Here is a 14,379-nt window from a genome sequence, read left to right on the forward strand (position 1 = left end):
TTGCACTATTAGTCCACGTGCATACCGGGTCACCGCGCCGCGTACGTGGCGCCGTGTCCCCTCAACGGCCCAGCGAGGGCCCGCCCCGCTTGCGCGAAGGTGCCGCTCAGCCCAGGGTCAGCACCCGGTTGAGGGTGTCGAAGTCCTCCACACATCGGCCGCAGCCCAGCGCGACGCTGTCCAGCGGGTCGTCCGCCACGAACACCGGTATCCCGGTCGCCGAGGCCATGCGCAGGTCCAGGCCCGGCAGCAGCGCCCCGCCGCCGGTCAGCACGATCCCGTACTCCATGAGGTCCCCGGCCAGCTCCGGCGGGCACTCCTCCAGGGTCTCGCGCAGCGCCCGGATCATCGCCTCCACCGGCTCGTCCAGCGCCCGCCGTACGTCCGGGGCGGTCAGCTCCAGCATCTGCGGCAGGCCCGCGACCTTCTGCCGGCCGCGCACCTGGTAGGTCCGCTTCTCCAGCTCCGGGTCCTCGGGTACCGGCCAGGCCGAGCCGATCGCGATCTTGACGTCCTCGGCGGTGCGTTCACCGATCAGCAGGCCGTGCTCCTTGCGCACGTGGTCGGTCACCGCGAGGTCGAGCCGGTGCCCGCCCACCCGCAGCGAGCGCGCCGTGACGACCCCGCCCAGCGAGAGGACCGCGACCTCCGTCGTACCGCCGCCGATGTCCACGACCATCGAGCCGCGCGGCTCCGAGACCGGCAGGCCCGCGCCGATCGCCGCCGCCATCGGCTCCTCGATCACGTGCACGGTACGGGCCCCGGCCTGCCGCGCGGCCTGCACGATGGCCCGGCGCTCCACCGGCGTCACCCCGCTGGGCACGCACACCACCAGACGGATACGCGTGGAGCGGCGCGGGGCCACCTTCCGGATGAAGTACCGGATCATGTCCTCGGCCGCCTCGAAGTCGCTGATCACCCCGTCCTGGAGCGGCCGGATCGAGGTGATGGAGCCGGGGGAGCGGCCGAGCGTCGCCTTCGCCTCGGTGCCGACCGCGAGGCTCGGGCCCTTGCGCCCCTGCCGCACCGCCACGACCGAGGGTTCGTTCAGCACGATGCCCTGACCCCGTACGTACAGCAGGGTGTTCGCGGTCCCGAGATCAATGCCTATGTCCATGATCGCCAAGTGTGCCTGATTGTGGGCGAGAACGGGGACGGAGAACCGGCCGTGGAGCGGAACCGGCCGTAAAGAGGGGGTGGCCGTGAAGGAGGGCGGGTCCTACGGCCGGGGCCCGGGCGGTGATCGTCGCGCGCTCCGTAGACTGGCCCCGTGAGTGAGCTCCCCCCGCACGACGACCACAGCGCCGAGGCCGAGGACGCGTCCGGCCCCCGCGACGACTTCGAGGCAATCGTCGGAGCCGAGACCGAGAGGGACCCGGACCTCGCGGTCATCGAGGCCGGCAGCCGTACCCTGCGCACCCAGGCGGGTCCGCCCGAGTCCGACATCCCGGCCAGGCCCGAGGACCCGGCGGTGGACCGGGCGCTGCGCGAGGTCGAGACCGAACTCGCGGGCCGCTGGGGCGAGACCAAACTGGAGCCCTCGGTCACCCGGATCGCGGCCCTCATGGACGTCCTCGGCGAACCGCAGCGCGCCTACCCCTCCATCCACATCACCGGCACCAACGGCAAGACCTCCACGGCCCGCATGATCGAGGCCCTGCTCGCCGCCTTCGACCTGCGCACCGGCCGCTACACCTCGCCGCACGTCCAGTCGATCACCGAGCGCATCTCGCTGGACGGCTCACCGATCGCCGCGGAGCGCTTCGTGGAGGCGTACCGCGACATCAAGCCGTACGTCGAGATGGTCGACACCAGTCAGGAGTACCGGCTGTCCTTCTTCGAGGTGCTGACCGGCATGGCGTACGCGGCCTTCGCCGACGCGCCCGTCGACGTCGCCGTCGTCGAGGTCGGCATGGGCGGCAGCTGGGACGCGACCAACGTCATCGACGGCGACGTCGCCGTGATCACCCCGATCGACCTCGACCACACCGACCGGCTCGGCTCGACCACCGGCGAGATCGCCGGGGAGAAGTCCGGGATCATCAAGCAGGACGCGACCGTCGTCCTCGCCCAGCAGCCGGTGGACGCGGCGCAGGTCATCCTCAAGAAGTCCGTCGAGAAGAACGCCACCGTCGCCCGCGAGGGCATGGAGTTCGGCGTCGCCTCCCGGCAGGTCGCCGTCGGCGGCCAGCTGCTGACCCTGCGGGGCCTGGGCGGGGAGTACGAGGAGGTCTTCCTCCCGCTGCACGGGGCGCACCAGGCGCACAACGCGGCCGTCGCCCTCGCCGCCGTCGAGGCCTTCTTCGGGGTCGGCTCCCAGCGCCCCGAGCCCCTCGCCCTGGACACCGTGCGCACCGCCTTCGCCGCCGTGTCCTCCCCGGGCCGCCTGGAGACCGTACGGCGCTCCCCGACCGTGCTGCTCGACGCGGCGCACAACCCGGCCGGGGCCCGGGTCACCGCTGAGGCGATCAGCGAGGTCTTCGACTTCAGCCGGCTCATCGGTGTGATCGGCGTGAGCGAGGGCAAGAACGCGCGCGGACTGCTGGAGGCCTTCGAGCCGATCCTCGCCGAGGTCGTCGTCACCCGGAACACCAGCCACCGCGCGATGGACCCGGACGAACTCGCCGCCCTCGCCGTCGAGGTGTTCGGCGAGGACCGCGTCCAGGTCGAACCCCGCCTCGACGACGCGCTGGAGGAGGCCATCACCCTCGCGGAGGAGGAGGGCGAGTTCTCCGGCGGCGGCGTCCTGGTGACCGGCTCCGTCATCACGGTCGGCGAGGCCCGGCTGCTCCTCGGAAAGAAGGGCTGAACGCCGTGCGGATGCTCTGCTCCTCGACCCTGATCGGCGAGTTCCTCATCATCGGCTTCGCCGGTCTCGTCGCGATGAAGGACGACGACCTCACCCAGGCCACGGTCTGGACGGTCAGCGGGATCGCGATGCTGCTGTGCGTCCTGCTGTGCGGCTTCGTGACCCGCCCCGGCGGGGTGCAGCTCGGCTGGGTGCTCCAGATCGCACTGTTCGTGAGCGGACTCGTCGTCCCGATGATGTTCATCCTGGGCGCGGCCTTCGGCGGACTGTGGTGGGCCTCGGTGCACTACGGCCGCAAGATCGACGAGGCGAAGGCGCGCTGGGCCGCGCTCGCCGAGGCGGAGGGCGAACCCCAGCCCGGGTGAACCGCGGGCAGCCTCTCGCACCCACCGGCCCGGCCGAAGGAAAAGCTTCGGCCGGGCCTGCGTGTGTCGCCTTGCGCCGCTCCGTATAACCTCTGGACCACCGCACCACCGCCGGACCACCGCGTCCGTACTCCCGGGCCCCGCGTCCGCACCGCACCCGTGTCTTTCCTGTTTTCAAGGAGCCGTACATGTCCCAGCGCACCCTCGTCCTGCTCAAGCCCGACGCCGTACGCCGCGGCCTGATCGGCGAGGTCGTCGGCCGGATCGAGCGGAAGGCCGGCTGGAGCATCACGGCCCTGGAGCTGCGCACCCTGGACCTGTCAACCCTGGAGACGCACTACGCCGAGCACATCGGCAAGCCGTTCTACGAGCCGCTGGTCGAGTTCATGCTGTCCGGGCCGGTCGTGGCGCTCGTCGTCGAGGGCGAGCGCGTCATCGAGGGCGTCCGTACGCTCGCCGGGCCGACCGACCCGATCGCCGCCGCCCCCGGTTCCATCCGTGGCGATTTCGGCACCATCGTCCGCGAGAACCTGATTCACGCCTCGGATTCCGAGGAGTCCGCCGAGCGCGAGCTGCAGATCTTCTTCCCGGGCCGTTTCTGAGCGGTCGCCCATTCGGTCCCGCGCACCGCGGGCGACACGCGCCCCGGACGGTCCGCGTATCGAAATGGAAAAAAATACTGACGCGCCCTCAGCCCATTCCGGGCGGAGCGCGGCGGAAGGCGACCGGAAATTCCGGTCGCCTTCTGGCATATGCGGCCCCGATCGGGGGAACCCACGCCCCGGATGGCACGTCTCCACAGGCGAGGCGTGCACCCATCGGCGCAGAATGCCGACAATGGCGCGGACCCTTGCGCCGTGTCGCCGCAGGCGAGACTACGATGGAAGCCTCCACTCCCACAGCACCCACCTCGCCGTCCTGAAAAGCCGTCAACGCTGGGAAGGCCAGACGATCTCATGGGGAACTCAATGTCGTTCATCGGCCGTGATATGGCTGTCGACCTCGGGACCGCCAACACGCTGGTGTACGTCAGGGGGCGCGGAATCGTGCTCAACGAGCCCTCCGTGGTGGCCATCAACACCAACACCGGCGGAATCCTCGCGGTCGGCGCCGAGGCGAAGAAAATGATCGGACGCACGCCCGGCAACATCGTCGCGGTGCGTCCACTGAAGGACGGCGTCATCGCCGACTTCGAGATCACCGAGCGGATGCTGCGCTACTTCATCGTCAAGATCCACAAGCGCCGCTACCTGGCCCGCCCCCGGATCGTCGTGTGCGTGCCCTCGGGCATCACGGGCGTCGAGCGCCGCGCGGTCATCGAGGCGGCCACCCAGGCCGGGGCCCGGCAGGTGCACATCATCGAGGAGCCGATGGCCGCGGCGATCGGGGCCGGCCTCCCGGTCCACGAGGCCACCGGCAACATGGTGGTCGACATCGGCGGCGGCACCACCGAGGTCGCCGTGATCTCGCTGGGCGGAATCGTCACGGCGCAGTCCATCCGGGTGGCCGGGGACGAGCTGGACAACGCGATCATCCAGCACATCAAGAAGGAGTACAGCCTCCTGCTGGGCGAGCGCACCGCCGAACAGATCAAGATCACCATCGGTTCGGCCTACGACCTCGACAACGACGAGCACACCGAGATCCGCGGCCGGGACCTCGTGTCCGGGCTGCCCAAGACCGTCGTGATCTCGGCGGCCGAGGTGCGCAAGGCGATCGAGGAACCGGTCAACGCCATCGTCGACGCGGTCAAGACGACCCTTGACAAGTGCCCGCCCGAGTTGTCGGGTGACGTCATGGACCGGGGCATCGTGCTCACCGGCGGCGGCGCCCTGCTGCGCGGCCTCGACGAGCGGCTGCGTATGGAGACCGGCATGCCGATCCACATCGCGGAGGACCCGCTCGACTCCGTGGCCCTCGGCTCCGGCAAGTGCGTCGAGGAGTTCGAGGCGCTCCAGCAGGTGCTGGACGCCCAGCCGCGCCGCTAGCAGTTCCCGTTCCACCCCGACGGCGCGCCCGGAGCGGACGCGCCGTCACGCTCCGGCCCTGAATGACCGCCGGGTGCCCGCGCGGCACCCGGCGCAGAACAGAATTCCGACGAGGAAGGCACGGCCGCCGCACGTGAGGGACACACGAGAGAGCCGGCTGCTCCTGGTGCTGCTGATCGTCATCGCGTTCGCACTGATCACGATCGACATCCGCGGTGGCGAGGACTCTCCGGTGGACGGCGCCCGCCAAGCCGCCGCCGGCGTATTCGGACCGGTCGAGAACGGCGTCTCCGGCGCCGTCGACCCGGTGGGCAACGCGGTCAGCGCGGTCCGCGACTCCGACACCAGACACAACCGCATCACCGCCCTGGAGCGCGAGAACGCGGCGCTCAAGCAGCGGCTCGGCAGCGAGGACCGCAACGCCAGCCGGGTGCGGCAGCTCGACACGATGCTCGCCAGGGCCGGGGCCGGCCAGTACGGCATCAAGGGCGCCGAGGTCATCGGCATAGGAGCCGCCCAGGGCTTCTCGTGGACCGTCACCATCGACGTCGGCACCCGCGACGGCATCAAGCGCGACATGACGGTGCTCAACGGCGAGGGACTCGTCGGCCGGGTCACCACCGTGGGCCCCTCCACCGCGACCGTGCTGCTCGCCAACGACCCCGACTTCACCGTCGGCACCCGGCTGGAGAAGACCGACGAACTCGGCTTCGCCGCCGGGCGCGGGGACCGGCCGCTCGCCGTCCAGCTCCTCAACGGCAAGGCCAAGGTCAAGAAGGGCGACCGGCTCGTCACCTTCGGCTCGCAGGCCGACAAGCCCTTCGTGCCCGGCGTCCCGGTCGGCCGCGTCGTGCGCGTCGACCCCTCGGGCGGCGACCTGACCCGCAATGTCTACGTCGAGCCCTACGTCGGCTTCACCAAGCTCGACCTGGTCGGCGTCGTCGTCGAGGCGCCCCGCAAGAACCCGCGCGACGCCGTCCTGCCGGCCAAGCCCAAGCCCGCCCCGACCGTCACCGTGACGGCCACCCCCTCGGCCCCGGCCGACCCCTCGGAACCCGCCGATCCCACGGCGCCGGACGCCCCCGCGGCCCCGCCCACGGGCGCGGCCGGCGCGAACGAGCAGGAGTAGCGGACACATGCGCGTCAACCGGATTCTGCTCTCCACCGCCCTGGTGGTCGTCGCCCTCATGATCCAGGTCAGTGTCCTGGCCCGGCTCCAACTGCCCGGCGCGGTACCGGACCTGCTGCTGCTCACCGTGCTCGGCCTGGCCCTGGTCTACGGGCACCTCGCCGGTGCCTTCATCGGCTTCGGCGCCGGGCTCCTCGCCGACCTCGCCCCGCCCGCCGACCACGCGGCCGGTCGCTACGCCCTCGTGCTGTGCGTCGTCGGCTACGCGGCGGGCCTGGCCCGGCCCGAGAACGGCCGGCTCAAGTCCATCGCCGGTCCGCTGCTCGTCGTGGTCGGCGCGGCCATCGGGTCGACCCTGCTCTACGCCGGTGTCGGCGCCCTCGTCGGGGACACCGCCGCGCGCCACGTGGGCCTGAGCGGACTCCTGGTCAGCGCGACGATCTACGACCTGCTGCTCGCGCCGTTCGCCGTGCCCTTCGTGATGTGGCTGGCCAGACGCTCCGAGAACGACCCGCTCGGGGAGAACGCGCCCACCCGCGGCTCCGCGAAGGGCGCCGACGTCGCGACCGGCTGGATCAGCTCCGGCACCGGCCTGAACATCGGCGGACAGCGCGGCGGCCGGCTGCGCACCCGGGCCCAGCGGGTCCGGATCTCCCGCGCGACCCGCAACAGCAGCCGTATCAAAGGGGTGAAGCGGCTGTGACCCGCGGCGTTCCCCGTCTTTTGGGCCGCCCGAGCGGCCCGTCCCGTCACCGCCGTCACCGCCGTCGCTAAAGGGGGGCGCAGCATGTCCAACATCCCGGAGACCGGGCGCACCCCCCGGGTGCGCATCCGGCTCGTCATCATCCAGGTACTCGTCTTCTCCCTGCTGCTCACGCTCGGCGGCCGGCTCTGGTACCTCCAGATCCGCAACGGCGACGAGTACAAGGCCGAAGCCTCCGGCAACCACGTCCAGCAGGTCGTGGACCCCGCCGTCCGCGGAGCGATCCTCGACGCGCGCGGAGTGCCGCTCGCCGACAACCAGACCCGGCTCGTGGTGTCCGCCTCGCGCACCGAACTCATGAAGATGCCCGACGACGGGAAGTCCGCCCTCACCAGGCTCGCCTCCGTCCTCGGCATGAAGCCGCAGGACGTGCGGGACAAGGTGCGGCTGTGCGACGCGAAGACCCCGCAGCCCTGCTGGAACGGTTCGCCCTACCAGCCGATCCCGATCACCGACGAGGCCACCCCGCAGCAGGCCCTGCAGATCCGGGAACGCGCCGAGGACTTCCCCGGCATCACCGCGGAACCCACCGCCGTACGCCGCTACACCGCCCCCGGCGGGGCCAACACCGCGCAGGCCCTCGGCTATCTCTCACCGGTCACCGACGACGAGATCGAGCAGGCCAAGGACAGCGACTCCCCGTACCTGCGCTCCGACATGGTCGGCCGCAACGGGCTGGAGCGCGAGTACGACAAGCAGCTGCGCGGCAAGGCCGGTGTCACCCGCTACGAGGTCGACAACCTCGGCCGGGTCATCGGCAAGGCCAAGTCGGACCGCGCCGAGCCCGGTTCGAACATCGTCACCAGCATCGACGCGCGGGTGCAGTCCGTCGCCGAGTACGAGCTGAACGAGGCGATGAAGGCCGCGCGCCACGAGTTCGACAAGAACACCGGCACCAACTACAAGGCCGACTCGGGCGCCGTCGTCGTCATGGAGGCCAAGACCGGCCGGGTCGTGGCGATGTCCTCGCTGCCCGACTACGACCCGAACGCCTGGGTCGGCGGGATCTCCGGCAAGGACTACGCGAAGCTCACCGGCAAGAAGTCGAACTACCCGCTGCTCAACCGCGCCATCCAGGGGCAGGCGGCGCCCGGCTCGATCTTCAAGGTCGTCTCCACGACCGCCTCGGTCAACGCGGGCTACGACTTCAACGGCAACTACGACTGCAGCAGTTCGTACTCGATCGGCAACCAGGTCTTCAAGAACTTCGAGTCGGAGAACTACGGCCCCATCAGCCTCGGCCGGGCCCTGGAGGTCTCCTGCGACACCGTCTTCTACGGCATCGCGCACAACGAGTGGAAGAAGGACGGCGGCACCAGGCCGAAGAAGAACGCGCACGACTGGTTCTACAAGACGGCCCACCAGTTCGGCCTCGGCAAGACCACCGGCATCGACCTGCCGAACGAGGTCAGCGGACGCGTCCCCGACCGCCAGTGGAAGAAGGACTACTGGAAGGCCAACAAGGACGCGTGGTGCAAGTCCGGCAAGAAGGACGGCGACTACGCGCAGCAGATCGCCTACGAGAACTGCCTCGAAGGCAACCAGATGCGCGCCGGTGACTCGGTCAACTACTCGATCGGCCAGGGCGACACCCTCGTCACCCCGATCCAGATGGCCACGATCTACTCGGCGATCTCCAACGGCGGCACCCTCTACGACCCGAGCATCGGCAAGGCCGTGGTCAGCCCCGACGGCAAGAAGGTCGAGCCGATCAAGCCCGCCTCGCACGGCAAGCTCCCGATGGACGGCAAGCTGCGCGACGAGATAGACGGTGCGCTCGCGGGCGTCGCCACCCAGGGCACCGCCGCCTGGCGGTTCCAGGGCTGGCCGCAGGACAAGATCCCGATGCACGCCAAGACCGGCACCGCCGAGGTCTACGGCAAGCAGACCACCTCGTGGTTCGCTACCTACACCAAGGACTACTCGATCGTGATGACGATCTCCCAGGGCGGCACCGGCTCCGGCGCCTCCGGTCCGGCCGTCCGCAAGATCTACGACGCGCTGTACGGAGTCGACGGCGGCGGCGGGATCAACAAGAAGAAGGCGCTGCTGCCCAAGCCGCAGGCCGCGCTGCCGAAGATCCAGCCCGACGGCTCGATCGACGCCCCGCGCATCAAGTCGAAGTTCGCCCCGTACAACCTGGAGGTCAAGCCCTCGACGCCCGCGCTCGACCCGGGCACCGGCCTCGCGGGCACCACCGGGACCACCGGCGCCACGGACCCCGCCGGGGCCACCGATCCGGCGGGGGCGACCGACCCGGCGGGCGGCACCGGGCAGACCGGCGGCGACCAGCAGACCGCCGGCACCCCCGTGACGTACAACGGGAGGCGCGACTGATGGCCGGCAGCCCCTCGTTCAGCGTCTCCGGCTACGGGCCCGAGCGCTCCCACTGGTCCCGGCTGCTCGCCAAGGGCTCCCTCGTACGCCGGCTCGACTGGCCGATACTGCTCGCGGCCCTCGCCCTGTCCGTCCTGAGCTGCGCCCTCGTGTACTCCGCGACCCGCGGACGCACCGAACTCGTCGGCGACGACCCGTACGCCTTCGTGTTCAAGCACGTCGTCAACATCGGGATCGGGCTCGGCCTCATGGCCGGCACCATCTGGCTCGGCCACCGCACCCTGCGCACCGCCGTGCCGATCCTGTACGGCCTCTCGGTCTTCCTCGTCCTGCTCGTGCTCACCCCGCTCGGCGTGACCGTGAACGGGGCGCACGCCTGGCTGATGGTGGCCGGCTTCTCGTTGCAGCCCTCCGAGTTCGTCAAGATCACCATCATCCTCGGCATGGCGATGCTGCTCGCCGCCCGCGTCGACGCGGGGGACCGGGACCACCCCGACCACCGCACCGTCCTGCAGGCCCTCGGCCTCGCGGTCGTGCCGATACTGATCGTCCTGATGATGCCGGACCTCGGCTCGGTCATGGTCATGGCGATGATCGTCCTCGGGGTGCTGCTCGCCTCCGGGGCCTCCAACCGCTGGGTCCTCGGACTGCTCGGCGCGGGAACGGTCGGCGCGATCGCCGTGTGGCAGCTCGGCGTCCTCGACGAGTACCAGATCAACCGCTTCGCCGCCTTCGCCAACCCCAACCTCGACCCGGCGGGCGTCGGCTACAACACCAACCAGGCGCGCATCGCGATCGGCTCCGGCGGCCTCACCGGCACCGGACTGTTCAAGGGCACCCAGACCACCGGGCAGTTCGTCCCCGAGCAGCAGACCGACTTCGTGTTCACCGTCGCCGGCGAGGAACTCGGCTTCGCCGGGGCCGGGCTCATCATCGTGCTGCTCGGCGTCATCCTGTGGCGCGCCTGCCGCATCGCGCGCGAGACCACCGAGCTGTACGGCACGATCGTGGCCGGCGGGATCATCGCCTGGTTCGCCTTCCAGGCCTTCGAGAACATCGGCATGACCCTCGGCATCATGCCGGTCGCGGGGCTGCCCCTGCCCTTCGTCTCGTACGGCGGCACCTCGATGTTCGCCGTGTGGATCGCCGTCGGCCTGCTCCAGTCCATCCGCGTCCAGAAACCGCTGTCCGCCTGAGCCGAGGGGCCCCGGCCCGGCCGCTCGTCCACATCCGGCTCCCGCAACCGGTTTGAAACGCCCGTTCGCGTCTACCTTCCAGACATGACGGAGACCGTGCGCGAGACGGAACGGAAGTACGAGGCCGAGACCGACGAGAGCGGCGCCCTCCCGCCGCTCCCGGAGCTGAGGAAGCTCCCGGGAGTGGCCGGTGAGGCGGACACCGGCGTCCAGGAGCTGGACGCCACGTACTACGACACCGAGGACCTCAGGCTCGCCGCCGCGCGCATCACCCTGCGCCGCCGCACCGGCGGCGAGGACGCCGGCTGGCACCTCAAGCTCCCCGTGTCCCGGGACGTGCGCGAGGAAGTGCGCCTCCCGCCGGGCGACGCCCTCCCCGCCGCGCTCGCCGCCCTCGTACGCGCCCGCACCCGCGGCGCCGCGCTGCTGCCCGTCGTCCGGCTGCGGAGCCGGCGCACCGTGCGCACGCTGTACGACGCGAAGGGGGCGACGCTCGCCGAGCTGAGCGCCGACGAGGTCGAGGCCGAACGCCTCACGGGCCCCACGAAGGGCAGGCGCGCCGCCTGGGCCGAGGCCGAACTCGAACTCGGCGCGGGCGCGGACCCGAAGCTGTTCGGGCCCGCCGGGAAGCGGTTCGCGAAAGCCGGGTACCGGCGCTCGTCCGCACCGTCCAAACTCGCCCGCGCCCTTGAGGAGACCGGGGCGGGGCCCGCACACCCCGTCGGGCCCGACGTCGGGGAGGCGACGGCCGGCGCCGAGGTCCTCGCCTACCTGCGGGCCCAGTACGAGGAACTGCTCGCCCGCGACGTCGCGGTGCGCCGCGAACTGCCCGGCGCCGTCCACAAGATGCGGGTCGCGCTGCGCCGCACCCGCAGCGCCCTGCGCTCGTACCGCCCGGTCCTGGACGCCGCCGTCACCGGCCCGCTGCGCGCCGAACTGAAGTGGCTCGCGGGCGAACTCGGCGCCGACCGCGACCGCGAGGTGCTCGCCGGACGGCTCCAAGCGCGCGTCGCGGAGACCGACACCGCCCTCCTGCTGGGCCCCGTCGAAGCCCGGCTGCGGCAGTGGGCGGTCGCCGAGGAGCAGGAGTCCCGGGCCCGGGTGCGCGCCGCCCTCGACAGCGAGCGCCACCTCCGCCTGCTCGACGCGCTCGACGCCCTGTTCGCCGCCCCGCCGCTGCGCGAGAAGGCGGCCCGCCCCGCGCCGAAGGTCCTGCCCAAGGCCGTCGCCAAGGAGCACCACCGGCTCGTCGGCCGCATGGAACGCGCCCTTGAGCTCCCGCCGGGGCCCGTCCGCGACCGGGCGCTGCACGAGGCCCGCAAGAAGGCCAAACGCCTGCGCTACGCCGCCGAGGCCGCGAAACCGTCCTGCGGGAAGCCGGCCAAACGCCTCGCCAAGGACGTCAAGGCCCTCCAGTCCCTGCTCGGCGACCACCACGACAGCGCCGTCGCGCGCGCGACCCTGCGCGAACTCGGCATCCGCGCCCACACGGCGGGGGAGACCGCGTTCACCTGGGGACTGCTGCACGGCCGGGAGGAGGCCAGGGCCCTCGACCACGAGCGGGAGCTGCCCGGCGTCTGGGCGGGGCTCGCGGACCGTGACGCGCGGGCCGAGCTGAGCTGACGCGCGGGCCGAGCCGGGCTGAACGGCGCGGACGGGGCGGTGGCCCCACGCGCGGGCCGGGCCGCAGTCCCGCACCGCCCCACGCCGGCGGCGGCTCACCGCACCCGGTCCGGCGCCGGGCCCCGTCACGCTACGCTGGAGGATCACGCCTCTTTCCCGGAGGCGGCCCGTGTCCGCACGCAAAAGGTCAGCGAGATGTCTGCTCAGTCCGCCCCATCGGTGTTTCCGCAGCTCGAAGCCCTGCTCCCGCATGTGCAGAAGCCCATCCAGTACGTCGGTGGCGAGCTGAACTCCACGGTCAAGCCGTGGGAGGAGTGCGACGTGCACTGGGCGCTCATGTACCCCGACGCCTACGAGGTGGGGCTGCCCAACCAGGGCGTCATGATCCTCTACGAGGTGCTGAACGAACGCGAGGGCGTCCTCGCCGAGCGCACCTACAGCGTGTGGCCCGACCTCGAAGAGCTGATGCGGGAGCACGAGGTCCCGCAGTTCACCGTGGACAGCCACCGCCCGGTCGGCGCCTTCGACGTGTTCGGCCTCAGCTTCTCGACCGAGCTGGGCTACACCAACATGCTCGCCGCCCTCGACCTCGCGGGCATCCCGCTGGAGGCCAAGGACCGCACCGAGGACCACCCCGTGGTCCTGGCCGGCGGGCACGCGGCCTTCAACCCCGAGCCCATCGCGGACTTCATCGACTGCGCCGTCATCGGCGACGGCGAACAGGCCGTCCTGGAGATCACCGACATCGTCCGCGCCTGGAAGGCCGAGGGCCGTCCCGGCGGACGTGACGAGCTGCTGCTGCGCCTCGCGAAGACCGGCGGCGTCTACGTCCCGCGCTTCTACGACGTCGAGTACCTGCCCGACGGCCGGATCGCCCGCACCGTGCCCAACCGCTCCGGGGTGCCGTGGCGCGTCTCCAAGCACACCGTGATGGACCTCGACGAGTGGCCCTACCCCAAGCAGCCGCTCGTCCCGCTCGCCGAGACCGTGCACGAGCGGATGTCCGTCGAGATCTTCCGCGGCTGCACACGCGGCTGCCGCTTCTGCCAGGCCGGGATGATCACCCGCCCGGTGCGTGAGCGTTCCATCACCGGCATCGGCGACATGGTCGAGAAGGGCCTCAAGGCGACCGGCTTCGAGGAGGTCGGCCTGCTGTCGCTGTCCTCCGCCGACCACTCCGAGATCGCCGACGTCGCCAAGGGCCTCGCCGACCGGTACGAGGAGGACAAGATCGGCCTGTCCCTCCCCTCCACCCGCGTCGACGCCTTCAACGTGGACCTCGCCAACGAGCTGACCCGCAACGGGCGTCGCTCCGGTCTCACCTTCGCCCCCGAGGGCGGCTCCGAGCGGATGCGCAAGGTCATCAACAAGATGGTCTCCGAGGACGACCTGATCCGCACGGTCTCCACCGCGTACGGCAACGGCTGGCGCCAGGTCAAGCTGTACTTCATGTGCGGACTGCCCACCGAGACCGACGAGGACGTCCTCCAGATCGCCGACATGGCGACCAGCGTCATCGCCGAGGGCCGCCGGGTCTCCGGCAAGAACGACATCCGCTGCACCGTCTCCATCGGCGGGTTCGTGCCCAAGCCGCACACCCCCTTCCAGTGGGCCCCGCAGCTGTCCGCCGAGGAGACCGACGCCCGTCTCGGCAAGCTCCGCGACAAGATCCGCGGCGACAAGAAGTACGGGCGCTCCATCGGCTTCCGCTACCACGACGGCAAGCCCGGCATCGTCGAGGGCCTGCTCTCGCGCGGCGACCGCCGCGTGGGCTCGGTCATCCGCGCGGTCTACGAGGACGGCGGCCGTTTCGACGGCTGGCGCGAGTACTTCTCGTACGACCGCTGGATGGCCTGCGCCGCGAAGACGCTGCCCGGCTTCGGCCTCGACGTCGACTGGTACACGACCCGCGAACGCACCTACGAGGAGGTCCTGCCCTGGGACCACCTCGACTCCGGTCTCGACAAGGACTGGCTGTGGGAGGACTGGCAGGACGCCCTCGACGAGACCGAGGTCGAGGACTGCCGCTGGACCCCGTGCTTCGACTGCGGCGTGTGCCCCTCGATGCAGACCGAGATCCAGATCGGCCCGACGGGCAGGAAACTGCTGCCGCTGATGGTGAAGTGACGTACCGACACCTTCGGTAACGACTCGGCCACCGTGCCCCGC

The 14,379-nt window shown here is 71.1% G+C and carries 11 protein-coding genes; 10 read left to right on the forward strand and 1 reads right to left on the reverse strand.

Going from position 1 to position 14,379, the window contains the following annotated elements; all coding sequences use genetic code 11:
- Window positions 1-106 precede the first annotated feature (106 nt).
- Window positions 107-1,117, reverse strand: a complete 1,011-nt coding sequence (locus AB0J21_RS07875) for a rod shape-determining protein (protein WP_363144964.1) — start codon at window positions 1,115-1,117, stop codon at window positions 107-109.
- 231 nt (window positions 1,118-1,348) lie between these two features.
- Here AB0J21_RS07875 and AB0J21_RS07880 point away from each other — a divergent pair, with 231 nt between their 5' ends.
- The 10 genes from AB0J21_RS07880 to AB0J21_RS07925 all read left to right on the forward strand — a co-directional run bounded on the left by AB0J21_RS07880 (window position 1,349) and on the right by AB0J21_RS07925 (window position 14,337).
- Window positions 1,349-2,809 (forward strand): folylpolyglutamate synthase/dihydrofolate synthase family protein, encoded by a 1,461-nt coding sequence (locus AB0J21_RS07880; RefSeq protein WP_363145215.1) that lies wholly within the window; start codon window positions 1,349-1,351, stop codon window positions 2,807-2,809.
- 5 nt (window positions 2,810-2,814) lie between these two features.
- The gene (locus tag AB0J21_RS07885) at window positions 2,815-3,174 is read left to right on the forward strand and encodes a DUF4233 domain-containing protein (RefSeq protein WP_363144965.1); all 360 of its coding nucleotides are present in this window, start codon (window positions 2,815-2,817) and stop codon (window positions 3,172-3,174) included.
- A 188-nt stretch (window positions 3,175-3,362) separates the two neighbouring features.
- Window positions 3,363-3,776 carry a nucleoside-diphosphate kinase gene (gene ndk, locus AB0J21_RS07890; protein WP_363144966.1) on the forward strand — a complete coding sequence of 138 codons (414 nt, stop codon included), beginning with the start codon at window positions 3,363-3,365 and terminating at the stop codon, window positions 3,774-3,776.
- Window positions 3,777-4,142: 366 nt separating this feature from the next.
- A complete protein-coding gene (locus AB0J21_RS07895; RefSeq protein ID WP_363144967.1) occupies window positions 4,143-5,162 on the forward strand; it encodes a rod shape-determining protein in 1,020 nt (339 codons plus the stop codon).
- Window positions 5,163-5,295: 133 nt separating this feature from the next.
- Window positions 5,296-6,291: a rod shape-determining protein MreC gene (gene mreC, locus AB0J21_RS07900; RefSeq protein ID WP_363144968.1), complete on the forward strand. Its 996-nt coding sequence runs from the start codon at window positions 5,296-5,298 to the stop codon at window positions 6,289-6,291.
- 7 nt (window positions 6,292-6,298) lie between these two features.
- A complete protein-coding gene (gene mreD, locus AB0J21_RS07905) occupies window positions 6,299-6,994 on the forward strand; it encodes a rod shape-determining protein MreD (protein WP_363144969.1) in 696 nt (231 codons plus the stop codon).
- 84 nt (window positions 6,995-7,078) lie between these two features.
- Window positions 7,079-9,391 (forward strand): penicillin-binding protein 2, encoded by a 2,313-nt coding sequence (gene mrdA, locus AB0J21_RS07910; RefSeq protein WP_363144970.1) that lies wholly within the window; start codon window positions 7,079-7,081, stop codon window positions 9,389-9,391.
- Window positions 9,391-10,587: a rod shape-determining protein RodA gene (gene rodA, locus AB0J21_RS07915; RefSeq protein ID WP_363144971.1), complete on the forward strand. Its 1,197-nt coding sequence runs from the start codon at window positions 9,391-9,393 to the stop codon at window positions 10,585-10,587. Before mrdA ends, rodA begins: the two co-directional genes overlap by 1 nt.
- Before the next feature lie 84 nt (window positions 10,588-10,671).
- Complete coding sequence (locus AB0J21_RS07920) at window positions 10,672-12,210, forward strand: CYTH and CHAD domain-containing protein (protein WP_363144972.1); 1,539 nt, start codon at window positions 10,672-10,674, stop codon at window positions 12,208-12,210.
- A 195-nt stretch (window positions 12,211-12,405) separates the two neighbouring features.
- Window positions 12,406-14,337, forward strand: coding sequence for a TIGR03960 family B12-binding radical SAM protein (locus AB0J21_RS07925; protein ID WP_363144973.1), 1,932 nt, complete (start codon window positions 12,406-12,408; stop codon window positions 14,335-14,337).
- Window positions 14,338-14,379 lie beyond the last annotated feature (42 nt).

This window comes from Streptomyces sp. NPDC049954 (genome assembly GCF_040656295.1).
GTDB lineage: Bacteria > Actinomycetota > Actinomycetes > Streptomycetales > Streptomycetaceae > Streptomyces.

Bases quoted from the DNA above. Each gene is read 5' to 3' on its own strand.
- AB0J21_RS07875 (WP_363144964.1), bottom strand. From the start codon at position 1,117: ATGGACATAGGCATTGATCTCGGGACCGCGAACACCCTGCTGTACGTA.
- ndk (WP_363144966.1), top strand. From the start codon at position 3,363: ATGTCCCAGCGCACCCTCGTCCTGCTCAAGCCCGACGCCGTACGCCGC.
- AB0J21_RS07895 (WP_363144967.1), top strand. From the start codon at position 4,143: ATGTCGTTCATCGGCCGTGATATGGCTGTCGACCTCGGGACCGCCAAC.
- mreD (WP_363144969.1), top strand. From the start codon at position 6,299: ATGCGCGTCAACCGGATTCTGCTCTCCACCGCCCTGGTGGTCGTCGCC.
- mrdA (WP_363144970.1), top strand. From the start codon at position 7,079: ATGTCCAACATCCCGGAGACCGGGCGCACCCCCCGGGTGCGCATCCGG.
- rodA (WP_363144971.1), top strand. From the start codon at position 9,391: ATGGCCGGCAGCCCCTCGTTCAGCGTCTCCGGCTACGGGCCCGAGCGC.
- AB0J21_RS07920 (WP_363144972.1), top strand. From the start codon at position 10,672: ATGACGGAGACCGTGCGCGAGACGGAACGGAAGTACGAGGCCGAGACC.
- AB0J21_RS07925 (WP_363144973.1), top strand. From the start codon at position 12,406: ATGTCTGCTCAGTCCGCCCCATCGGTGTTTCCGCAGCTCGAAGCCCTG.